Here is a 23325-nt window from a genome sequence, read left to right on the forward strand (position 1 = left end):
AGTTATTTTTAAATGATGCCTGACAACAACTTTCCCAATATTCTCTTAGTTTTATCAATTTGTGATTAGTTTACTGGGTCGATTAAAAGAGTTAAGTTGTTCAAGAATAAATTCCAAGCAGTCTTCAAGGACTTCCTTGTTTTTCTCACCAATAATAACTAGATTCTGATTTTGAGGATAAGACCATCGACGCAGATGGGCAATGCTAAATCCTTCCTGTTTCTCTTCTTCTAAAGAAGCTTTTCTCACAGCATCCCATAAAACCAGTGTTGGTTTCTGAAATGCAGTGGCAATATGAGAAGGGCCAGTATCAAATCCTACATATAAATCACTTGCCCAAATCAGAGCCATTGCTTGTCTAATAGTTGTTTTTGGTGTAAAGATAGAAAACGTCTTTTGCTCAAAGTCATTATTGCCAATATGTAAAAAACTTACTTGATTTTTCAAATAATCGACTAATTCTAGCCAATTATCTAAGTGCCAAGGTGAGTCTTTAGTACTCGATGAAGTTCCATAAGGACAGATACAAACAACGGGACGTTTGAGGTGAGCAAGGGTCTTTAATCCCCACTGCATTTCTTCCTGAGATAAAAATAAAGAACCCCTTAATTGACGAGGGCGCAGTCCATGAGCAAAACAGATATTTTCTATGATATGACGGCTTTGGCAAAAATTATCTGACTCAATGGTTAGTTCTACCATGATGTTCGAGTCTATCTCATCGGCATTGATAATTTTCTCAATATATGGGTTATTCTCCCAGATTGAATAGCCTTTTTCTTGAGCCTTTTCATTGTAGTTCAAAGGAGCAGTCAATAATTTTATAAGTCGCCCTTTGTTTAAGGACAATGCTTCAACTAATGGCGTATAACAGATACAACTTCCTATTCCGAGATAACTAGGTATTGCCAAGTCACAATTATACTTTTCAGTATAATATTTTGATGCAACTAATGCTTCTGAATCTCGAAATCGTGGATAGAAGATAGATTGACTTGTGCTGTTGTTATTGAACATATTTGGTTATTTTGTATTTAAGGTGTTCAATTTTTAGTAAAAAGGCAGTTTTTGATTTTGCGATCGCAACAATTGAGCATACTCTGTTTAGCGCATTCAGCCACCCAGCGACTAGGAGCCACAATCGTTAAGTTGGAGTGTTGATATACCCAATTCTTTAACTTCCACTCTAGAGATGTGGCATCTTGTTCAATCACAGGTAACGCATTCGGATAAGGACATTTTCCACAACCAGTTTGCCATTTTGAACAGTCGTAACTGTAGGCACAGTGTCCCGTGAAACTCCACATATCATGTAACATACAGACGCCAGGTTTATCTCTCGTCAATGAGGGAAGCATGAGATAGGAAAAATAATCATCATGAATTGTGTGAAAGTTAAGTAAAGAAGCATTTTGATAACAGGCTTGATGTTTAAGAGCAGCAATTGAGGGATTGGCAACGAAAGAGGGAATTAATAATAAACTCAAGTTAATTAAAAGAGTTGGGTATGGCTTTCGTAACTTTAGTAATTTTAGATTACGCAGTTTATTAAACTGGCACTTTTCTGTTAATTCTCCAGAAAAGTGCCTGAAGAACCAGAATTACTTTTCTCTAACTCCTGAAAAAGTGGGCGAACCGGGAGTTATTAATCGTGTATATAAATCTAAGTATCGTTTGGTATGTAGTTCTAAAGAATATTCTTGCACAGCAATCTTCCTACCATTTTGACTTAATTGAGTGCGTAAACATTCATCTGACAATAGCTGAACAATTCCGTGACAAAAATCATCAGGATCTTCAGGAGTAGCTAAGTAACCCGTAATCAGATGACGAACAGATTCGGGAACTCCACCAATATTAAAACTAACCGTTGGAGTTCCACAAGCCATACTTTCGAGGGCTACTAAACCAAAATTCTCAGCACGAGTTGGAAACAGAAACAAATCAGCTGCTGAATAGGCAATCGCTTTAATCCAATCGCTGTTGATATAGCCTAGATGCTGTGTGGGTATTTCTACAGCTTCTGAAATTGCTTTAGCAGTTTTACCAAAAGTAAGTAGTAGAGTTTTCGCTTTCAGAGATTTGGGCAAACGAGAAAGTGCTTTCAAAAGCAGCTCGCTACCTTTGCGAGGATTACTTAATGTTTCTGCTCCAAATATCAAGACTTTCTTGTCAAGAGGAATACCTAGAGCACCTCGACAATTTTTTACATCAAGGGGCTGATAAACTTCTAGATCAAGTCCATTAGGAATATGATAGATAGGAAAATCTTTGAGCATACTTTGCTCAACTTGTTTTTTCATCCAAAGGCTATGACATACAATTGTTAATTTAGAGTGACTATAAGCCCATTTTTTCAGTTTCCACTGTAAGGAAGTTGTATCTCGCTCAATTGGAGGTAGAGCATCAGGGTAAGGACATTTTCCACATCCTGTCTGCCATCGCTGACAATCATAACTATAAGCACAATGTCCAGTAAAACTCCACATATCATGAAGTGTCCAAATACAAGGTTTATCTTTTGTTAGCAAAGGGAGAGCTAAATAAGAGAAAAAATCTCCATTAATATTATGTAAATGCAGCAGGGATGAACGCCGAAAAACATCTTTATTTTTAAGGAAAAAAGCCGAAAAATTAGCAGCATCTTCCAATTCTAATTCCTTAAAAAGTTTACTAGATAACTTCTCGAAAAAATATCTCTTTTGAGAGAACGGTAGATAGCCATTTAGATTTTTCTCTGGACTATACTTCTCCAAATATCTATAGAGAACTGTTGATTCAACCCCTAATTTTTTCAAGGCTTGATGCAGGCGATCTGTAGATATAAAAGCACCACCAGTCCCTGCTGAATTATGAAGATGTAATACACTAATTAAATTATGTGAATTATGATTCATTCTTCCGACTTCTTTGATGACTAAAAATCATGTATTCTGTGAAATCTGGTAAGCTTGCCCACAAATTGCGATCGCTCAAAACAGTATTGAGTTCGGAACTACCAATGACAACTTTCTCTGATTGTTTCCAATGGGACATCAAACCTGCATATATAATATCGGGGTTGGCAGCTACTAAGATGCTTGCTAAGTTATGTAATTTATCGCCGGAAGCTCCTACTTTGAGTTTTGCTGGCAACATGGCATCCATAGCCGTAAAACCTCGATCCCAAGTCTGCTACACCAATTTTGTGGGGTTAAAAAACGAACCGCAGAGGCGCAGAGAGCGCAGAGAAAAAGAAAAGAGAATGAGTATAAAAATGAGTTTACCCGACAAAGTTAATATGATGAAGTGCTAGTTTGGTTACTTCTACCCCTATAGGTTAAGAATTTGCTGGTACAACTGAATGTACCGTTGGGCTTGCACCTCTAACGAGTACTCTTCAACCGCAACCTTGCGGCAATTTTGATTCATACGATCGCGTAAATTAACGTCTTCTAATAGTTGGACAATCCCATTACAGAAATCATCAGTATCTTCAGGTTTTGCTAAATAGCCAGTGATACCAGGACGGACATAATCTGGAACACCGCCAACATTGAAAGCAACTGTCGGCGTACAACAAGCTGCTGCCTCCAGACCGACTAACCCGCAAACATCAGCACGGGTTGGAAACAGAAATAAATCGGCGGCAGAATAGGCAACCGCTTTCAGGCGATCGCTGCTGATATAGCCAAGGTGCAGTACTTCTATTTCTGCGAGATTTGAGATTGCCTTCGCTTGATCTCCAAAAGTCAGCAACACGATTTCAGCTTTGAGTGATTTAGGTATGCGAGAAAGGGCTTTGAGCAATAGATCGCTACCTTTACGCCGATTGGTCAAGTCTTGTGCTCCAAATATGAGAACTTTTTTATGCTGGGGAATTCCCAGTTCAGATTGACACTGCTGTTGATCGAGTGGTTGATAGGCTACTGTATCAATTCCATAAGGAATGTAATGAATAGGGAAACAATTGAGCATACTCTGTTTAGCGCATTCAGCCACCCAGCGACTAGGAGCCACAATCGTTAAGTTGGAGTGTTGATATGCCCAATTCTTTAACTTCCACTCTAGAGATGTGGCATCTCGTTCAATCGCAGGTAACGCATTCGGATAAGGACATTTTCCACAACCAGTTTGCCATTTTGAACAGTCGTAACTGTAAGCACAGTGTCCCGTGAAACTCCACATATCATGTAGCGTACAGACACCAGGTTTATCTCTCGTCAATGAGGGAAGCATGAGATAGGAAAAATAATCATCATGAATTGTGTGAAAGTTGAGTAAAGAAGCATTCTGATAACAGGCTTGATGTTTAAGAGCAGCAATTGAGGGATTGGCAAAGAAATTCAAGCCAACTCGTGTTGCAATTGAGTTCGCTAAATCGACAAACTGATTGTTTCTTTGGACAATCTCTACCGTATTTTTCAAATCTTTAGCTTTTTCCCGAAACACTCCCTCAATCTCATCTTTATAGGCAAAGAAAGATTGAATACCGGCTCTGGATAAACCTTGATGCAAATTGTAGGCAGCAATAAATGCGCCACCTAAGCCAAAGCAGTTATTAATATGAAGTATATTGAGAGAATTCATTTTACTTTGTCTCCAGTGCCTATTAAAAAGTTCTCAATATCTCAGCTTGCTCAATGCAAAACTCTAGTTTTTTTGCAAGTTCCTGTACATGAGGATGATGAAACATTGACAAATGATCCCCGCCTACCCAGTGCAAATTTACTTTATCTGCTTGCATTTCCCAACCTAAAGTTGGATTATTCAAAGTAGCAGGAGCATCCTCTCTAGCTCTAATGAGAGTAACTGCACCTGGATATGCTTGAGAAAAATATTTTACTGAAGCTTGGTCATGGCTTTTATTAACTTCTAAAAGACGCTTCATTCTATCTAAACCAAAATTGGGAGGAAGACGGTTTGCTTCTTTTACTTGCTCAAAAATGTAAATGATTCGCTCATTTCCCTCCATTTGGCGTAGCTTTTCTATTGGAAACTCCACCCCAAATAACTCAAAGGACAAACCAATTAACAAATTTACATCATCTTGAGGTACTTGTCCTGAGCGAATGTAAGTGTCTATCAATCCCAAAAAGGCAGTTTTTTGACCTTGAGATCGCAACAATTGAGCCATCTCAAAAGCCACTAACCCACCAAAACACCAACCCATCAACAAATAAGGACCCTCCGGCTGAACCCCCCGTATAGCTTCTAGATACTGCACCGCCATCTCCTCTACCGTTTCTTGAGGCGTTTGTCCCTCCTCAAAACCCTTTGCATCCAGTCCGTAAAGCGGACGCTCAGTATCCATACAACTAATTAAATCCTTATAAGCCAAGAGATTAGCACCACCTGGATGGATTAAAAACAAAGGAGGTTTAGTACCTTGGGGCTGAATTTTCACAAGGACAGACCAAGAGTGAGAATCAGTTTTTTGATTAAGAATTTCTGCAAATTGCTCAACAGTTGCGCTTTGAAAAATACTACTTAGGCTTTGAGTATTCCCAATATACCCACGATCATTTCTAGTGAACGTTCTACGCAAATGCCTACCTTAGTTTCTGGTTTTACCCCCAGGGTTTGCAAGTGATGTGCCAGTTGATTAGCCTGCTGATTCAATTCCCGATAAGTTAGCTGTTGTCCTTCAAACTTAAGTGCTACAGCTTCGGGTGTCTTCTCCACCTGTGCTTCAAACAACTCATGCAAACACAAAAACTCAGATTCAATTCCCTGTATTTCTTTCCCTAGCAACTGCTCCCTTTCTGTAGCGCTGAGTATTGACAAATTGCCGATACACTGATTCGGAGATTCAACAATTCTTGCTAGCAAAGTCTGAAAATGTCCACTGATGCCCTGAATTATTTCCTTATCAAACAGAGAGGCGTTGTACTCTAGTTTCCCTTGCAGTTCTGAGTTTGTTTCCCACAAGTTTAAGGTTAAATCAAAGGTTGCTCCGGCTGTTGGTTTACTCAACTCCAGTTCTGTTGTGATGACTCCTGGAAGTTGCAATTTCTCCTGATTGATAGTTTCTAGAGTGAACATTACTTGCAAAAGGGGATTATTACCCGATTTGCGATCTATTTTCAGAGCTTCAATAACTTTAATAAGGGGAACCTCACTATGAGCATACGCTTCTAAAACAACCTTTTGTACTTCAGTTAACAGTTCTCGAAAGGTAGGATTATCAGGAATCTGAATACGTAAGCCAAGTGTATTGACAAAAGCACCAATAAGTGGGTTTATTTGCGCTGAGGTGCGATTAGCAATACCAGTTCCAATAACTAAATCCTCCTGATGGGTGTAGCGGGAAAGTAAGATGGCAAAAGCAGTCAGGAGGGTGGTAAAAAGGGTTGTCCCAGACTGTTGACTTAACTGCTTCAACTTGCCAGTTACCTCAGCACTCACAGACAACGGAACAATACCAGGTTGAAACGCTTGCTTTAGATTATCATTGCGATCGCTTAAATAGGGCAGTTCCAAAACAGGCACAACGTCTGCCAACTGTTGCTGCCAGTAGTTTAACTGTCGGTGAAAGTTCTCAAGAGTGGTCTGTTGATTTTGCCAATGAGCAAAATCAGCATATTCAATAGGGAGTTTTGGTAAAGAAGCTGTTTTTCCTGTTGAAACTTCTTGATACAGGGCTGATAATTCCCGCAAAAATATCTGGATTGACCAATCATCACAGATAATGTGGTGCAGATTGAACATCAACAAGTGAGTCTGAGGATAAAGACGGATTAAAGTCACTCGCCACATAGGAGACTGATTCAAATCAAAAGCACGGGTACGCTCTTGCAAAAGAAGTCGTTGTGCTTGAGAAATACGCTCAGTTTCTGATAAGTTCTGCAAGTCAATTACAGAAATGTCAAAGGTCAGGTGAGGTGTAATAACCTGTACTGGCGAACCATTCACCACCTTGAACCCAGTCCTAAGAATGGAATGACGCGCAATTAGATATTGGATTGCTCGCTCGAAGCTGGGAATATCCAGGTCTCCTTCTAAGCGAAACGCTCTCACCATGTTGTAGATATAATTTGACTCTTCTAGGTGATGGAGTAGCCAAAATTGTTGTTGAGTAAAGGATAAAGGTAAACCATCATTTTTTATAGTTGCATCAACGGGTTTAATGATTGATTGTGACTCAAGTGCTGATTGATTTAGGAATGCTAAAATTTCTGTTTTGTATGTTTTTATTTGATCCAGTATATCTGAAGTTAGGATACCTTTAGGTGCTTGATAGCGAAGGTTGTTGCCATCAGCACAGACTTTGATATTGAGGCGACCAAGTTCTAATAACAGTTCATCAAGTGTTTTCATAGCATCCCTTCTTCACAATCATCTGTGCTGTTATCAGGCACATTTTTTTGTACTAATGTTATCCGACAAGTGTTTTCAATACGTTTGGCTAGTTGAGCGATCGTTGGTAATTCAAATACAGTAATTAAAGGAATATTGATTGAGAAAATGTTAAATAATTGTGCAATAAGTTCATTAACAAGTAGGGAATGACCCCCTAATTCAAAAAAGTTATCATGAATCCCAATTTCTTCTATTCCAAGAATTTGAGTCCAGATGTCAACCAGTATCTCCTCAGTAAGAGTGTGAGGCAAAACTAAACTTTCTAACTGCGCTCTTTGCACCTGACTGAAAGCGGGTAAACCCAAACGGTCAACTTTGCCATTGGGCGTTAGGGGTAGCGCTTCTAAAGTCATAAAAGTTGAGGGAACCATGTAGTCTGGTAGGCTTTCTAAAAGCAGACTTCGTAGTTCTCGCAGTGAGAGTACTTGTTGGGGAACGAGCGGCACAATATACGCTCTTAAACCTAGATTCTCAGGTGATGCTACGACAGCAGCCTCTCGGATGAGGTTGGTATTGATCAATGCCATTTCGACTTCCGAAACGTCGATGCGGTAGCCTCTAACTTTCACCTGGAAGTCTTTTCTACCTAAGTGCAAAAGGCAGCCATCTGGCAACATACAGCCTAAGTCGCCCGTTTTATATAACAGCTTATTTTCTTCTTGGACATTTTTTAAAAGTACTGCTTCAGTCAAGTCTGGTCTTTGCCAATAACCACAAAAGAGATAACGACTTCTGACTACAATTTCACCAATCTGATTAAACTCAACTAGTTTACCTTCATCATCAATTAACAAAACCTCATGATCCTCAACTGCGTAGCCAGCTGGTACAGTACTGCCAATAATTTCCGTTTCCTGATCAACAAAGTACTGCCGAATTGGGCTAATTTCTGAACCTCCCAAATTGGCAACAAAAATACAGTTATCAGAGAAATGCTGCTTGTAAAGTTCTACATCTTTTTTGTAGACTGTCTCACTTCCTACCTGAATTAAGCGCAGTTTGGGGAACTTATCTTGTTGAGTTAAGGTGTTGACAAAATGGCGAAACATAGTCGCCACTGCAAAAAAGATAGTTATTTCTTGCTGGTTCAGCCAGCTACTTAAACCTATTAGCCCTTCTTGTTTAACGTCATATGGCAGAAGAGTTGCACCATTGAGCAACGAGCAGAAGATATCCCTTACAGCACCAGCAAAATTTGGGGAGTACAAAAGCGCTAGCCTGTCATTGGCACAAATATGACCGCTGTTGGTATAGTTCATCGTCAGATGCAGAATATAACGATGGTTTTGGATTACGCCTTTGGGCAGCCCTGTTGAGCCAGAGGTATAAATGATGTAGGCAAAATTATCTGGTTGCAGAGGTAAATCTAGATTTTCACAAGAAATGCTGGAATCTATCTCGTCAATATTGAGTATTTCTAATCCACTAATTTGCAATTTTTTAGCAAATGAGATATTTCTGCTATCTGTTAGTAATAAACCCGCTTGTGAATCTTCCAGAATATAGCTAATCCTTGCTTGTGGCAGCGAGGGATCTAGTGGTACATAAAACTTACCAACTTTCAATACACCCAGAATTGCAGCAATTATCGGAGCACCACTCTCAAATAATATTACAATCGGTTCTGCTTGGCGTTCGCCTTCGGCGCAGCGAAGCTGATCGCGCTTGATTAAGATAGCCCTGGCTATGCGATTAGCGAACTGATTCAGGGCATTATATGTAAACACATGCTCCCAAGTCTTAACAGCAATTTGCTCAGGATGCATATCTACTTGTTTTTGAAAGCGCTCAGGAACCGATAGTTCAATATCTTCCTTGTCGAACTTTATAAAAGGGTTATTTTGGTGGACATTACGTCTCTGAATTAACTGTTGCAAAGAATTACTCATCGTTGATTTTCATGATTAGGGCTATTTAATTTTTCCTGGTGTTAATGACTGACTGTCCTCAAATGCTGCAAGGATTTAAGTCTACTATTCAAAGTTAGTGTTACAGGATCAATAATTTCCACTTTTGATAAGAACCCCTTCACTTGCTTAGAAGAATTATTTTTCAACCATTCCAGCAAGTAGGGAATTTCGCTACATCCAGTGATGATACAGTCAACATTAGGCTGGAGCTGGAGTAGTTCAACGAAAAAATGTTCACCGACTTTACAAGCAAAATTGTAGTCAGAAGTTTTTACTCCTTGATAAATAGATTGCATTAATATTGATTGCAACTCATCGTTGGGTTCTAAGTAAACAATGCCCACTTTTTGAAGTGGTCGAGAGTAAACACACCCTAGTCGCGTTGCTGTAGTACATAGAATTAAAGGCTGACAAAAGTTTCGTTGTTGCAAGTGCTGTATTGTAGTGTCAATTAAAGAGATCCATTGTAGTCTGAAAAAAATCTTTGAATAATTAAGCAGGAGTTGCTGCATCACTTCAGGTAAGAAATAATGAGCGCCATTGCACAGAACGATCAACTCAACAGGTTCAACCCTAGAGCAAATATACTGCATTGCTTCTCGGATAGCGATCGCCAACATCATCGCTAAATCCGGCTCTTGAGATGCACCAATTTGAGTTTTTTGTTGAATGGCGGTAGTCCGATTAGGCAGTGAACAAGCTTGAAACAGAACAATTTCCCTACTGTTCTGGAACATCTGACAGGCTACCTCAAAAGCTCCCAAACCTGCTAGAGGCCCCATTCCGCCCAACAATAGTAAAGCAGGCGCTTGAGTCTGTTTTGGTCTAAGCACAATCACTTCATTGGGGTAACTTTGATCCTCAACAGGCTCTGAGCGTAGCTTTTTGTTTTGAGCGATCGTATACAGATGTTGTCGAAAATCTAAAGTACCAGTAATAGCTTGTTGAGCATTGTCAAAATAATGTTGATTTTGAGGTTTAAGACACGGATAGCAGATGTTTTGCTGCATTTATTTCTTGTCTCATCTCTATAGTTAGTGCTTCCATTACAGTACCTAACCGAGTCAGGTACTCCTTAAACAAAAGTTTTGCCTGTGTATAGTCAATTGGAGTATTAGTAGCTTTGCTATACTCATTCAAGGCTTTGACGACCACTTGAAAGTGAGCCACTTCCGTTTCGTCTGCAACATGAACACCGATATAGAACAGAGCTTTCTTTTTTTCTTCAGGGGAAAAGTGGTAATACTTCTCAATTAATTCTGAAAAAGCAAATAAGCCTCGCGTATACTCCCCGTGGTTGTAAATTTCTGAGAACATATTTGTGAATAACCCCTTGTAAATATCATTTACCACCATGTTGTGATATATCCATTTCTTAAAATCACCCGCTTGGGGTAAACAATATTCATCTAATTGCCAAGGGTAATTTCCTAAAAAGCTGTTAGCAAAATCTTCATAGAGTGCAGCGTGAGTTACACCCTCGTAGTCTAATCCCAAATCTTCGTGACTAGTTTCAGCATTGAAGGCGCTAGCTAATAATAATTGTTCCCGTTCTTGAGAATCTCTGGTTAAAGCAAGACGTTGTAAACGGCAAGATAGACCATATATACCTAACATTTTCAAGTGCGTAGCTTTCCAGGAATTAAAGAATGTAGCTAGCATTTTGCTTGACCAGGAATGGGTAGGTAACAGCTCAAAAAAGTTTTCACAATGTTGCAGTGCTTCGCTTGCTTCCAAGAAACTCTGACTCAAAGCCTGTTGCAACTTTTCGTCAGAAACCATGTTGATAATACTGCTAACCGTACTGATAATGTTAGATGTTGACGCGCTCATAAAAATAGATGTTAAAGGTTAAAGACTCCCTTTTTGCCAGAAAGATTGTATCAATCTCTTTCAAGCTAATATTGAGCGTATTTTTCAGGTTGTCAGCAATAAAATCCATTACAAAAATTCATACTTACAAAGGTTTAGAAATTCTCATATAAACGAATAAAAACCAAAAAAGTAAATATGAATTTTTTGGATAACTTTTGCAAATACCCTTGCTCTAGAAGTTTATTAAAGCATTTTCATTTGAAATCAAACAAGTACATAAATGTCATATATTTATCTCTGCTGTAAAATATTTTTAGTTAGTGCATCACAGATTAGTTTTTTGTCAATATATAAGTATCACAACTTTGAACATACAATGCCATAAATATTATTTTTATACATATAAATGAATAATTTTTCAATAGATAAAAATCATAACTTTAGTTAAAATTTATTAATTTTGATAACAAAAAAATTAAATATAAATTATTAATTAAATATTGCTATATTGAGAGAGAATTCATTGTAGGCGGTAGTTTATTGTTATTTAAACTAGCTCAAAACAATGATTGCCCAAGAAATTATCAAACGCTATGCAGCTAAGGAAAGAGATTTTCAACACCTGAATTTAAGCCAGATTTATTTGCAGGGTGTTGATTTTAGTGGTGTTGATTTTAGCTATGCTAACCTAAGTAGTGCCAATCTCAGTGAGGCTAACTTGAGTTGTGCCACCCTGGTTTGGACAGATTTAAATCGAGCGGACTTCCAAAAAGCCAATTTGCAAAACGCAAATCTATTAAATGTGAGTTTATTGTGGGCAAACTTGAGTCACGCTACTCTAATTAGAGCGAACTTAAGCGGTGCTCACTTAAATTATGCCAAGCTTGATTCTGTCTGCTTACGAGAGGCAAATTTAACAGATACTGATTTAGAAAATGCTTGTTTGACTCAAGCAGACTTAACTGGGGCAAATTTGTTTAAAGCAAGTCTTAAAGCCACAGATTGCACTGGCGCTAAGTTTGATGATGCCAATCTTCGCCAATCAAATTGGGAAGGGGCGATTTTATGTGCTGCTTCTTTACAACGAGTTGATTTGGAAGGAGCGCAATTACAGGATACTATTTTAAAGGGAGGTGACTTAACAGAATCAGATTTAATTAAAGCGGACTTGAGTAGTGCAGATTTGAGTGATGCAATTTTACGTCAAGCTGCCTTAGAGTTAGCCTGTTTATTTAATGCAGACTTGAGTCGTGCTGATTTAAAGTTAGCTTCTTTGTTTAACGCCAACTTAGAGGAGGCGGTTTTAAATGGGGCAAATTTGAGTGATAGTGATTTAAGACACGTAAATTTCACAAATACCCAATTAGAGTTGGTAAATTTTTCCGGTTCTCGCGTTAAGGGAGCGCTATTTACTGATGCTATTGGGTTAACCCTTCAACAAAAGCAATGGTTGAAGAAAAATGGAGCATTGAATATTTCTGATTTGTAGAAAGAATCTCACACATATGCCAAGAGAGGCGCAGAGAAGAAAAACAACAGAAATATTTAGTGTTCACAAACAATTTAAAATTGCTGTATTAAGAAATGGAGCTTGAAATACCTTTAGTTTTAAAGAGAGATGAGGAGCATAGAACAAATTATCAAATGCGCTGAAACATTAATTAATGATAAGACAGGAAAATCGCTATCATTTATTCAAAAAGCTGTTTTGTCAGCATCTCTATTGGAAACAAAAAAAATTATGCACAAATTGCTATAGAAAACAACTACTCAGAAAACTATATTAGGCAATTGGTTGCTCCTAAATTGTGGCAATTACTTTCTAATAGTCTTGGCGAGAAAGTTAATCGCACTAATTGTCGTGCTGTGCTAGAGCAACGACTAAATAATTCATCTTTGCAAACAATATCTCAGCCTACACATATGTGGCAAAAGATAAATTTAGAACCTCCAGATGGACAAGTCCCGCTTTCTTCTACCTTGTATATTGAGCGGGATTTAGAACAAGTCTGTTATCAAGCAATTCTTCAACCTCGTGCGTTTATCCACATCAAAGCGCCGCGAAAGATGGGGAAAACTTCTTTAATGACTAGAATCCTTGCTTATGGTAGTTCGCATGGTTATCATACTGTAAGGTTAAGTTTACATCGTGCTGAAACAGAAATTTTTAGCTCATTAGAAAAATTTTTACGCTGGTTTTGTGCAAATGTTACTCATCAGTTAGGAATAAAGTCGAAGCTAGAGGAATATTGGGACGAGGATATGGGTGATTTGATGAATTGTACTATCTATTTTCAAGGGTATGTTTTACAGGAAATCAATACTCCCTTAATCTTAGCGTTAGATGAAGTGAATAAGTTGTTTGAATATCCTCAATTGACTCGTGATTTCTTGGGACTATTGCGCTCATGGTATGAAGAAACGAGAGATATATCAATTTGGCAAAAATTACGATTGTTAATTGTTAAATCTACGGATATTTATATTAATTTAGATATTAATAAATCTCCTTTTAATGTAGGATTAGCAATTGATTTGCCTGCTTTTATAAGATTGCAGTTAGAGGATTTAGCCCAACGTCACGGACTCCAACTTACAGCATTGCAATTTGAACAATTAATGGCGCTTACAGGAGGATTTCCTTACTTGGTGCGGCTGGCATTTTATCATAGCGTTCAACATCAAATTCCTGTGGACGATATATTACAAGATGCCACGAATGATACTGGAATTTTTAGTGAGCATTTGCACAATCAGTTACACTCTCTTCTGCAAAGTCCTGATTTTGTTGATGCTTTTCAACAGGTTATCAAGTCAACTGTACCGATTACCTTAGAGCAAGAAGTAGCATTTAAGTTAAAAAGTTTAGGGCTGATATATCTAGAAAATAAAACTGCAACAGTTAGTTGTGGGTTATATAGAGAGTATTTTAATCATTACTTTATTAATAAAACAGCAATTTTAAATCATTCGTAATAAACAATAACATAAGATTACCGACTTATTTAAGAAGTTGGGGATCTGTAACTTTGAATAAAAAATAAGTTGACTTATGTTGAAAGTAGTAAATATTCCTAGACAGTACTCTTGGTATTTGAAAATATACATAATCTTATTTTTTAGTAATATATTTACTTATTTTTTTACCGATTTTCACCCAGCTAACGCTCAAATAATACCCGATAACACTTTAGGAACCGAAAAATCTACCATTACACCTCAAAATCTTCATGAATTAATTGGTGGAGGTGCAATTCGGGGTGAAAATCTTTTCCATAGTTTTCAAGAATTCAATGTAAATCAAGGACAGCAGGTTTATTTTACTAATCCGGCGGGCATTAGTAACATCTTCACTCGCGTTACCGGAAATCATATATCTAAGATTTTCGGCACATTAGGTATAGATGGTACCGCGAATTTATTTTTGATTAATCCTAATGGGATTATTTTTGGTAAAAATGCTCGGTTAGATATCGCAGGTTCTTTCGTCGCTAGTACTGCAAATGCAATTAGATTAGGAGAAAATGGGTTATTTAGTGCAACGGAACCGCAAAATAGTAATTTACTAACAATTCAGCCAACAGCTTTATTTTCTAATGCCTTGCACCAACCGCAAGCAGAGATTAGTGTAGAAGGAAATTTAACAATAGGTAGTAGACAAACTCTTACGTTACAAGGAGATATTGTTACTAACACAGGTTCTTTGACTGTACCAGGGGGAACGGTGCAGATTTTAGGAAATCAGGTGAGCTTATTAAATAATTCTACTATTAATACTGATGCTATTAATAATGGTAATGGTGGCACTGTAATTATTAAAGCAAATGATCTAACCCGTTTTGAGGGTAATATTAGTGCTCGTGGCGGTGACAATTCTGGGAACGGTGGTTTTGTAGAAGTATCAGGTGGCAGAGTGGAATTTGCTGGTACTGTGGATACTAGTGCTGCAAATGGTTTTGGTAGATTACTGCTTGACCCGAAAGATATTCTGATTCAAGCAGGGGGCACTGTTAGCGGTCAAAGTTTGAGCCAAGCGCTAGCACTTAATAATGTCAGTTTACAAGCTAATAATGATATTACTGTTGATGATGATATCACAGGCATTGGGGCAAATAATCTTAACTTAGAAGCGGGGCGATCGCTCGTCATTAATCCCAACCGCAGTATTATTCTCAATGGTGGTAATTTTAACGCCAAAATTAACGATGAAAATGCGATCGCAACCCTTAGAGATCCTGGAGTGGCGCAGTTTCTCATGAACCCAGGTTCCCAAATCCTCACCAATGGCGGGAATGCAACAATTACATCAGGAAAGTTTGGCCAAACCAGTCAAATTCATACTACCGATGCATCTATCATTTCTGCGAAAAGTAACGGGAATGGTGGCAACATTGCCCTAAACGCCATCAATAATATTACAACTGGTAATTTAATTAGTGGGTTTTTCAACATACCCAATATCATCGACTCCATAAATAGCGGTGACATCACTATCAACAGCACCGCAGGTGGAATTACTACTACTAATTATCTGTTAGCTAATGCCCAACAGCAAGCTGGAGACATTTCCTTGTCAGCCGCAGGTAATCTTAGCCTCAATGCCGCAGGAGACTTTCCTCGTTCGGGTAATATCGCTTCTATTGGAGACACACCAGGGAAAATTACATTTACTAGTGGTAATATCCTCTCTGGTAAAAATATTCGCATTGTCAATGCAAACTTAGGTGCTGATAGAGGCAATGATATCACCCTTACCGCCGGCTCAATCTTTCTGGACACTACATCTATTTTCGCCCTGGCTAGGGGTAAAGGTCGAGGAGGAAATATGATCCTCAATGCTACAGATGATGTAGTAATGCGGACAAGCGATATTGGTACAAATTCTGATGCGGCGTTGGCTGTAAATCTTCCTACTGGTGCTAGCGGCGATGCTGGGGATTTTACTCTCAATGCCCGTCGGTTGAGCATTAGCCAAGATCCAACAGCTTTTTTTCCTTTTAGAGCAACTTCCATAGGTACTGGTACTGACGCAAACACAACGGGTAATGCCGGGAATTTAACAATCAATGCTTCAGAATCCGTAGAAGTTATCGGTCGTCAACTCACAACCCCAATACTTACCCCTAGTCAATTGGTGAGCCAACTTCTACAAGGAACAGGAGTAGGTATAAGCACAAATGCTTTCGGGAGTGGCAACTCTGGTAAACTAACAGTTAATACTGAGCGCTTAGTGCTTCGAGATACAAGTGGAATTACCACGTTCCCAGTATCAGGTAATGGCGGAGATTTAACAATTAATGCTACAGAAATATTGTTGCAGAATTTTGCTGGGATTCAAACAGCAACAGCTGGTTCAGGGCAAGCCGGGAATTTGACAATTAATGCTGATAATGTAACGCTCACCAATAGGTCGATAATCGATGCAGCGGCGCTAGCTGGTACGGGCAATGCTGGCAACTTAACTTTATCAGTTAAACTACTAAATGTCCGTGATGGTTCCATCGTTTCCTCAGCAACTACAGGAGAGGGGAATGCAGCAACATTAAATCTCAACGCTACTGACAAAGTAGAAGTGGTAGGGACTTTTGCAGATAATAGCAGTCTTCCTAGTGCGATCGCAACGGCTTCTTTGAGTCCGATTGGTAATGCTGGGCCTTTAAATATTACGACTGGGGAGTTAATTGTCCACCAAGGGGGAGAGATTACCACTGGTACCGTTGGTAAAGGAAATGGCGCACCCATTACAATTAATACCCGCACGTTGCAATTAGATAACGGCAGAATTAACGCTTCTACAACTGGTGCAGGTAACGGAGGTGATATTACTATCAACGCCACCGAATCTGTAGAAGTTGCTGGGAGTGGATTTGCAGATTTGCAAGAAAAAATTATTAATCCAGCTTATGCGGGTACTCTCAGCCTTGATAACTTTGACCAGGGAATCGTTGCTGTGAGTGCAGGCCAAGGTAAAGCCGGAAATGTTGTAATTCAAACTCCGGATTTTCTTAGCCGCAATAGTGGAATAATTGCTACTACTGCCTTGAGTCAAGGACAGGGGGGGAATATTAACATCAATACCAGTAATACTTTCGAGTTAGATAACTCTTTTATTGGTACAGGAACATTAACCAATGCCGAATCTGGCAATGTTAACATAACAGCGCGTCAACTTACAGCCAAAGGGGGCGCACAGGTATTTACTACTACTTTTGGTTCTGGAAAAGCGGGGGATTTAACAGTTAATGCTTTAGAGTCCATTAATTTAATTGACCCCTCCCAGCAGGGTTTCGGCTCAGGCTTATTTGCTTCTTCGGCTCAAACTGCTTCAGGAAATGGGGGAGACATCAATATCAACATTCCCAATGGTGACTTAAATATTGGCGATCGCGCAACCATTTCCGTTAATGCTTTAGGGACAGGCAATGCTGGAGATATCAATATTGATGCCCGTTCAATTTTTCTTACTCAAGGTTCCATTACTGCTACCAGCGTTTCTGGACAAGGAGGTAACATCAACTTCAAGGTAGCCAATAACTTATTTTTACGAAATAATAGTCAAATTTCCACCCGTGCAGGAATAGAAAACAGTGGCGGTGGTAATGGTGGCAATATAGATATTAATAGTAGATTTATTGTTGCTGTCCCACAAGAAAACAGTGACATCACCGCCAATGCTTTTGCTGGAAATGGTGGGAATATCAGCATTACTAGCCAAGGTATTTTTGGCTTACAAGTTAGTGATAAACTCACCCCAAATAGTGACATCACCGCCAGTTCTCAATTAGGCATCAACGGCATCGTTAATATCAACACTCCAGATGTTGACCCTACCAGAGGATTAACTCAATTGCCTTCTGTGCCTACCGACCCTGCAAATCAAATTGTCGCAGGTTGTCCCAGTAACGAAGAGGCGAATTTTGTGATTAGTGGACGGGGAGGCTTACCAGAAGACCCCCGCCAAGTATTGCGTGGTCAGGTAGTTTTACAGGATATGCGAGTAAGTGCAGATTCCCCAAATAAACTTTCAGAGCAAATCAGCCATAGAAAAGTACCAGATATAAAAGGGCAACCACCATTACTAGAAGCTACTGGATGGATGATTAATCAACTAGGACAGGTGGAATTGGTGGCAAATACTACTACCCAAATACAATCTGATGGTGGGAGAAATAAAAGTGATTGTGGGAATTTATCAGAATTTTAGAACACCTATCATAGAAGTTGGGCTTGGCTGCATAATCTCAGCTTTCTGACAATGCGTAACTTCTATTATATCTGAGGTTTGAACTATCAAAGCTACTACTAAACCATCAACAGCTAAGTGTGACCTTAAGGCATTTATGAGACTTACGAACCTTATCACGAAAATCTTCCCACGTGGTTTTGTGAACGTGAAACCTCTGTATAATAATCTTACCATCTGTCGCATTATTTTTTCAAATTGGTATTAAATTCTGAAACTTTTAAGATCATCATAAATAGATTCCATAAAGTTAAGAGTGTCATTACAAGCTTGGAAAAATCCTTGATCTAATCGTTGATAATCTTGCTGATTATTCAGAGTTTTTTCAATTGTATGAACTGCCATGTTAGCGTGTTCTTGTTCTCCAGTATCGCTTAGATGAATTTTAAACCAATTCGTTGTTACCAGTTGTTCTGAAAACATCTGGCGACTACTTCGCTCAATCAGATCAATTTGATAAGCGCCTTCTACTTCAATACCAAGAGAATATCCTAATGAGAAAGGAATATCAGCAGTAAAACCCTTTAGTAGTGCATTAATAAATGTTTGTGCACTGACTGATTCTTCAATTTCTAAACCACAGCTATCAATAAATTCTTTTAATAAAACAAAATGTGAGCTAGGAGTTTTTTCTTCTTTAATCATAGCTTTAATATAATCGCGCCAGTTCTTATCTTTATGTACATGAAGCGCACGCGGTAACACTGTACAGCAAAAGCCACGACAAGAAGCATGATAGTAGTTACTAAAAAAAGTTTGCCATTCTGCTTGAGACATTTCACCACTAAGCAGTTTTAAATACATACGATTTATGAGTACTGGATGATTTAATATTGCAAAACGGTGTAACTCATCAACTGTTTCTTGTTTCGCAATTCTTTGTCTTGGTTTTAATCTGTGATTCAAAATTGCATGAATTTCTTGAAATACTTGTTGATTTATTTCTTCTTTAATTTGAAGATTGAACCCTAACATTTGCGAATTAGCCAAATTCAAAAAAACCATTAGTCTCACTTTAACAATAATTAACTTAGATTGTCTCTAAATGTTTAATTCTTTTAAGTAATCAGCAATAAAATTACCATACTTTTTGCTGATTTGAGTGGAACGAAACTTAAACCCCAAGGTTTTAATTCTACAGTTATAAGCGTTACAACAACATTCTGGAATAGCAATAGAAATGTATTCTGTTGTTTCATAATCCCATGTAATTTCACTTCCTTCATTTATATCTATCAAGGCGACAAAATTATATCCTCCAAATTCATTATTCTGAATTCCTGTGTTTGGATTACAAGAGTGATTGATTAGTCGTCCTGGTTCATCTAGTTCTATATGTAAATCAAAGTCTATTTGGAAGGAGTGATTAGTTCTTTCTGGTAAAGTCTGGACTCGGTGTCCAATCACCACCTTCTCACCTTTACAGAAATTCCGGTTGGCAAAGACTCCTCTTCCTTTATTTGTAATCTCTATTTTGACTTCGCTTAAATTTTTTACTTTCATGCTTACACCAACAATAAAATGGGAAATATTTCCTTATCCTTGAAAGCTGTTTGAGCAGTCAGTCAACGCAACTCAGCTTTTCTTCTCCCCATCTCCATGATGAACTCGGTTGAGGAGTTTTTTGGCTCCAGTGCGCTCTGGAAGCGAAGCGCATCTAACGTATTGGTGACTGGCATTAGTGATTGTCATTATTTGTAAGTACTGCTTCTTACAAGATATTATCCCACTTTTCGTCCAAGTAAAATACATAAAGATCATATTGTGATCGCAAAAATATTGATCTGTACACAATAAAATAGATTTGTCAATATAGTAATCTTAGATTAATCTTTAACAAAAATACAATGAGTTTTGAAAAATAAAACAACTATATTATTAACATTATTAATTGACTAATAACAAATTAGATGCATCAAAAAAGTATAAGAATGATATATTGACATAGGAAACCGAGTGCAATTCTTTTATGGTGTCTAATTTTAGAATGTTAATAGCATGATATTAACCTTCTTTTATCGGTTTGAGATAACCCAATTGCTGAAAGGCTTTCAGAGCTTTACTTTTCAATTTTTGGCTATAAATTTTAGTTAATGTTAGAAAACAAAGTCTCAAACCTTGGTTAAATCAAAGTTCCAGAATCTAAGTTCGATTCTGATTTTCTAAGAGTGGAAAACAAGATTAAGTACGGCTCAGTAGCGTTGTGGATGCTCCACCCCGCAAGCTCCAAGTGATGTCTACTAAGTTTTTACTAATACCTATTACATAGATGCTCTCTAGCATTATGTGTAAATATTAGCCAGATATATTTACTTAAGCAGACTGGATGTGATTAATCAACGCTAAAATTCCGAACAAACAGTTATAAATCGTAAATTATTATGACCATTTATGCTTATTCATCGTCACCTAATTTTAGCCCTACTAATCTTTTTCTTAATCACAACTGTTTTACCAGCCACTGCTGAGTATTCTCTTTCCCCAACTCAATCCCCAGTCACCCTACTCGAACAAGGAAAACAACTTTATGATGCCGGAAAGTTGGTAGAAGCTGCACAAATTTGGGAACAAGCAGCCCAGATATTTCAGCAAAGCAAACAGCAGCACTATGAAGTATTAAGTTACAACTATTTAGCGATCGCTTATCAAGACTTGGGCAAGTGGGAAGCAGCGCGATCGCTAATCATCCAAGCAGAGAATATCCTAAAAACAGTGGATGATTCCTTCGTTTACGCCCAAGTCCTCAACACCCAAGGAAGTTTACAATTTAACACTGGACAACCAGAATTAGCCTTAGAAACTTGGCAGCAAGCAGAGAAAATCTATCGTTCCCTCAAGGATGTTACAGGGATTGTGCTATCGCAGATTAACCAAGCCCAAGCATTGCAAACGTTGGGAGAGTATCGTCGCGCCCAAAAACAACTAGAACAAATCAATCAAGACCTTGCTGTTTTACCTGATAATCTCCTAAAAGCTAGGGGATTGCGGAGTTTGGGGGTAACTCTGCAAGTAGTGGGAGATTTAGAGCGATCGCAACAAGTATTATCGCAAAGTTTAGCGATCGCAAAGCAAGTAAATTCTACCGCAGATATTGGGGAAACCTTCTTAAGATTGGGGAATACCGCTAGAGCTAGGGAAGATTTTAAAGCCGCCTTAGAATTTTATCAACAAGCAAGTAGTAGTGGTGGCAAGCGTACTCAACTAGAAGCACTCCTTAACCAACTCAGCCTTTCAATAAAAACCGATCAAAATCCAGATGCACTAGTATTATTACCCCAAATTCAAGAACGTCTTGCTAACCTGACTCCCAGCCGTTGGGGAATTTACGCGCAAGTTAATTTAGCAGCAAGTTGGATGAAACTGTCATTATCAAAAACAAAAGACATTGCTCAACTTTTGGCAACAGCAGTCAAACAGGCCAGCGAATTAACAGATGCAAGAGCGCAAAGTTATGCTTTGGGAGAGTTAGGACATCTCTACGAACAAACTCAGCAATTCTCAGAAGCCTTGAATCTCACCCAAACAGCACTAACTTTAGCACAAGGAGTAGAAGCAGATGATATTGCCGTCAATTGGTTGTGGCAGCAAGGACGAATTCAGAAAGCTAGGGGGAATATTGAGTCAGCAATTACTGCTTATGAACAAGTTGTTGATTCTTTAACATCTCTGCGTCAAGACTTAGTACAATTGAATCCTGACGTGCAATTTAATTTCCGCGATCGCGTTGAACCAGTGTATCGGCAGTTAGTACAATTACTTTTACGAGATGTAGACAGCCTACCGCAAATCATCAAGCAACAACACTTAGAGAAATCTCGCAAAACAATTGAAGCACTGCAATTAGCAGAATTAGAAAACTTCTTCCACCAAGCCTGCTTAACTTATAAACCGCAACCCATCGATAAAATTGATTTAAAAGCCGCAGTCATTTACCCAATTTTGCTAGAACGTCGCTTGGAGGTAGTTGTTTCTCTTCCTGGACAACCTTTGCAACATTATGGAACAAACCTTTCCTCAAAAGAGGAATCAGAGGTTTTTGATGAACTGCGCCAGTCTTTAAACCCTGCTTTCTTGCCTGACGAGGTACTACCTTCTGCCCAAAAATTATATGATTGGTTATTGCGTCCTGCCGAAAAAGAGATAGAACTTCAGAAGATTAAAACCTTAGTGTTTGTCTTGGATGGTTTTTTACGCAGTGTACCAATGGCAGTTTTGCACGATCGCCAGCAGTTTATCATCCAAAAGTACAGCATAGCATTGACCCCTGGTTTACAACTATTAGAGTCTCGACATCTTCCTAACCAAAAATTTCAAGCCTTAACTGCCGGTTTAGCAGAAGCACGGCAAGGCTTTGCTGAGTTACCTGGTGTCAAGCAAGAAATTAAACAAATTACAAACTATGTCCATGCAAAGATACTACTAAATGAAAAATTTACTCGCGCCAACGTCCAAAAACAAATAGAAGAAGTTCCCTTTTCTGTAGTTCATCTTGCCACTCACGGAGAATTTAGTTCCAAAGCCGAAGACACATTTCTTTTAACTTGGGAAGACCGGATTAATGTTAAAGATTTAGATAGATGGTTAAAAGGTGCATCTTCAAAACTGAGCAAAAATGCTCTACGCCAACCAATTGAACTGCTAGTTCTCAGCGCTTGTCAAACTGCTAAAGGTGACAACCGCGCTGCTTTAGGATTGGCAGGAATTGCCGTCCGTTCTGGTGCTAGGAGTACTCTAGCAACCCTCTGGTCAGTACAAGACAAATCAACTGCTGACTTGATAGCAGAATTTTATCGTTTGCTTACCCAAAAGGTCGTCAGCAAAGCCGAAGCACTGCGTCAAGCGCAGCTATCTCTATTAAATTCTCCTCAGTACAAACATCCATACTATTGGTCTCCATTTGTATTGGTAGGAAATTGGCGTTAACTCACGGATGAGGGAGATGAAAGCAAAGGCGCAGGGGAGGCAGGGGGAGATGAGGAAGAAATAATAACTACTTCTGCCTTCTGCCTTCTGCTT

Annotated in this window: 16 protein-coding genes and 1 pseudogene; 5 read left to right on the forward strand and 12 right to left on the reverse strand. The window is 38.6% G+C overall.

Annotated elements, in window-relative coordinates; translation table 11 throughout:
• Positions 1-54: 54 nt before the first annotated feature.
• Both V7K48_RS08890 and V7K48_RS08895 read right to left on the reverse strand, forming a co-directional pair.
• Positions 55-1017, reverse strand: coding sequence for a glycosyltransferase family 9 protein (locus tag V7K48_RS08890; protein WP_335071550.1), 963 nt, complete (start codon positions 1015-1017; stop codon positions 55-57).
• Between the two features lie 26 nt (positions 1018-1043).
• Positions 1044-1487 (reverse strand): hypothetical protein, encoded by a 444-nt coding sequence (locus V7K48_RS08895; RefSeq protein ID WP_335071604.1) that lies wholly within the window; start codon positions 1485-1487, stop codon positions 1044-1046.
• Between V7K48_RS08895 and V7K48_RS08900 the strand changes: the two are divergent.
• A pseudogene (locus V7K48_RS08900) lies at positions 1465-1578 on the forward strand (transposase); the annotation flags it as partial. The gene V7K48_RS08895 and the pseudogene V7K48_RS08900 overlap by 23 nt on opposite strands.
• Before the next feature lie 23 nt (positions 1579-1601).
• Here V7K48_RS08900 and V7K48_RS08905 read toward each other — a convergent pair.
• The 8 genes from V7K48_RS08905 to V7K48_RS08940 all read right to left on the reverse strand — a co-directional run bounded on the left by V7K48_RS08905 (position 1602) and on the right by V7K48_RS08940 (position 11084).
• Positions 1602-2897 (reverse strand): glycosyltransferase family 4 protein, encoded by a 1296-nt coding sequence (locus V7K48_RS08905; RefSeq protein ID WP_335071552.1) that lies wholly within the window; start codon positions 2895-2897, stop codon positions 1602-1604.
• A complete protein-coding gene (locus V7K48_RS08910) occupies positions 2887-3147 on the reverse strand; it encodes a hypothetical protein (RefSeq protein ID WP_335071554.1) in 261 nt (86 codons plus the stop codon). The genes V7K48_RS08905 and V7K48_RS08910 overlap by 11 nt, the downstream gene beginning before the upstream one ends.
• 165 nt (positions 3148-3312) lie before the next feature.
• Positions 3313-4569, reverse strand: coding sequence for a glycosyltransferase (locus V7K48_RS08915; protein ID WP_335071555.1), 1257 nt, complete (start codon positions 4567-4569; stop codon positions 3313-3315).
• A 22-nt stretch (positions 4570-4591) separates the two neighbouring features.
• A complete protein-coding gene (locus V7K48_RS08920; RefSeq protein ID WP_335071557.1) occupies positions 4592-5386 on the reverse strand; it encodes a thioesterase domain-containing protein in 795 nt (264 codons plus the stop codon).
• Positions 5387-5469: 83 nt separating this feature from the next.
• Positions 5470-7299 (reverse strand): condensation domain-containing protein, encoded by a 1830-nt coding sequence (locus tag V7K48_RS08925; RefSeq protein ID WP_335071559.1) that lies wholly within the window; start codon positions 7297-7299, stop codon positions 5470-5472.
• Entirely contained in the window at positions 7296-9230 is a 1935-nt protein-coding gene (locus V7K48_RS08930; RefSeq protein ID WP_335071561.1) for a non-ribosomal peptide synthetase, read from the reverse strand. The genes V7K48_RS08925 and V7K48_RS08930 overlap by 4 nt, the downstream gene beginning before the upstream one ends.
• Before the next feature lie 41 nt (positions 9231-9271).
• Entirely contained in the window at positions 9272-10261 is a 990-nt protein-coding gene (locus tag V7K48_RS08935) for an aspartate/glutamate racemase family protein (protein WP_335071562.1), read from the reverse strand.
• On the reverse strand, positions 10230-11084 hold the full coding sequence (locus V7K48_RS08940; protein ID WP_335071564.1) for a hypothetical protein: 855 nt from the start codon (positions 11082-11084) through the stop codon (positions 10230-10232). Before V7K48_RS08940 ends, V7K48_RS08935 begins: the two co-directional genes overlap by 32 nt.
• Before the next feature lie 547 nt (positions 11085-11631).
• Between V7K48_RS08940 and V7K48_RS08945 the strand changes: the two genes are divergently transcribed.
• The 3 genes from V7K48_RS08945 (at position 11632) to V7K48_RS08955 (ending at position 18270) form a co-directional block, all read left to right on the forward strand.
• Entirely contained in the window at positions 11632-12555 is a 924-nt protein-coding gene (locus V7K48_RS08945; RefSeq protein WP_300418668.1) for a pentapeptide repeat-containing protein, read from the forward strand.
• Between the two features lie 302 nt (positions 12556-12857).
• Positions 12858-14042, forward strand: coding sequence for an AAA-like domain-containing protein (locus V7K48_RS08950; protein ID WP_335071567.1), 1185 nt, complete (start codon positions 12858-12860; stop codon positions 14040-14042).
• Positions 14043-14118: 76 nt separating this feature from the next.
• Positions 14119-18270, forward strand: a complete 4152-nt coding sequence (locus V7K48_RS08955; protein WP_335071569.1) for a two-partner secretion domain-containing protein — start codon at positions 14119-14121, stop codon at positions 18268-18270.
• A gap of 243 nt (positions 18271-18513) precedes the next feature.
• Here the strand turns inward: V7K48_RS08955 and V7K48_RS08960 are convergent, their stop codons facing one another.
• Complete coding sequence (locus V7K48_RS08960; protein ID WP_335071570.1) at positions 18514-19299, reverse strand: hypothetical protein; 786 nt, start codon at positions 19297-19299, stop codon at positions 18514-18516.
• 51 nt (positions 19300-19350) lie between these two features.
• Entirely contained in the window at positions 19351-19812 is a 462-nt protein-coding gene (locus tag V7K48_RS08965; protein WP_335071572.1) for an SET domain-containing protein, read from the reverse strand.
• An 888-nt stretch (positions 19813-20700) separates the two neighbouring features.
• On the opposite strand from V7K48_RS08965, the gene V7K48_RS08970 reads away from it, so the two are divergent.
• Positions 20701-23232 carry a CHAT domain-containing protein gene (locus tag V7K48_RS08970; RefSeq protein WP_335071574.1) on the forward strand — a complete coding sequence of 844 codons (2532 nt, stop codon included), beginning with the start codon at positions 20701-20703 and terminating at the stop codon, positions 23230-23232.
• The last annotated feature ends 93 nt before the right edge of the window (positions 23233-23325 follow it).

The organism is Nostoc sp., from assembly GCF_036919615.1.
Classification (GTDB): Bacteria; Cyanobacteriota; Cyanobacteriia; order Cyanobacteriales; family Nostocaceae; genus Nostoc.

Bases quoted from the DNA above. Each gene is read 5' to 3' on its own strand.
- V7K48_RS08890 (WP_335071550.1), bottom strand. From the start codon at position 1,017: ATGTTCAATAACAACAGCACAAGTCAATCTATCTTCTATCCACGATTT.
- V7K48_RS08905 (WP_335071552.1), bottom strand. From the start codon at position 2,897: ATGAATCATAATTCACATAATTTAATTAGTGTATTACATCTTCATAAT.
- V7K48_RS08910 (WP_335071554.1), bottom strand. From the start codon at position 3,147: ATGGATGCCATGTTGCCAGCAAAACTCAAAGTAGGAGCTTCCGGCGAT.
- V7K48_RS08915 (WP_335071555.1), bottom strand. From the start codon at position 4,569: ATGAATTCTCTCAATATACTTCATATTAATAACTGCTTTGGCTTAGGT.
- V7K48_RS08925 (WP_335071559.1), bottom strand. From the start codon at position 7,299: ATGAAAACACTTGATGAACTGTTATTAGAACTTGGTCGCCTCAATATC.
- V7K48_RS08930 (WP_335071561.1), bottom strand. From the start codon at position 9,230: ATGAGTAATTCTTTGCAACAGTTAATTCAGAGACGTAATGTCCACCAA.
- V7K48_RS08935 (WP_335071562.1), bottom strand. From the start codon at position 10,261: ATGCAGCAAAACATCTGCTATCCGTGTCTTAAACCTCAAAATCAACAT.
- V7K48_RS08940 (WP_335071564.1), bottom strand. From the start codon at position 11,084: ATGAGCGCGTCAACATCTAACATTATCAGTACGGTTAGCAGTATTATC.
- V7K48_RS08945 (WP_300418668.1), top strand. From the start codon at position 11,632: ATGATTGCCCAAGAAATTATCAAACGCTATGCAGCTAAGGAAAGAGAT.
- V7K48_RS08955 (WP_335071569.1), top strand. From the start codon at position 14,119: ATGTTGAAAGTAGTAAATATTCCTAGACAGTACTCTTGGTATTTGAAA.
- V7K48_RS08965 (WP_335071572.1), bottom strand. From the start codon at position 19,812: ATGAAAGTAAAAAATTTAAGCGAAGTCAAAATAGAGATTACAAATAAA.
- V7K48_RS08970 (WP_335071574.1), top strand. From the start codon at position 20,701: ATGCTTATTCATCGTCACCTAATTTTAGCCCTACTAATCTTTTTCTTA.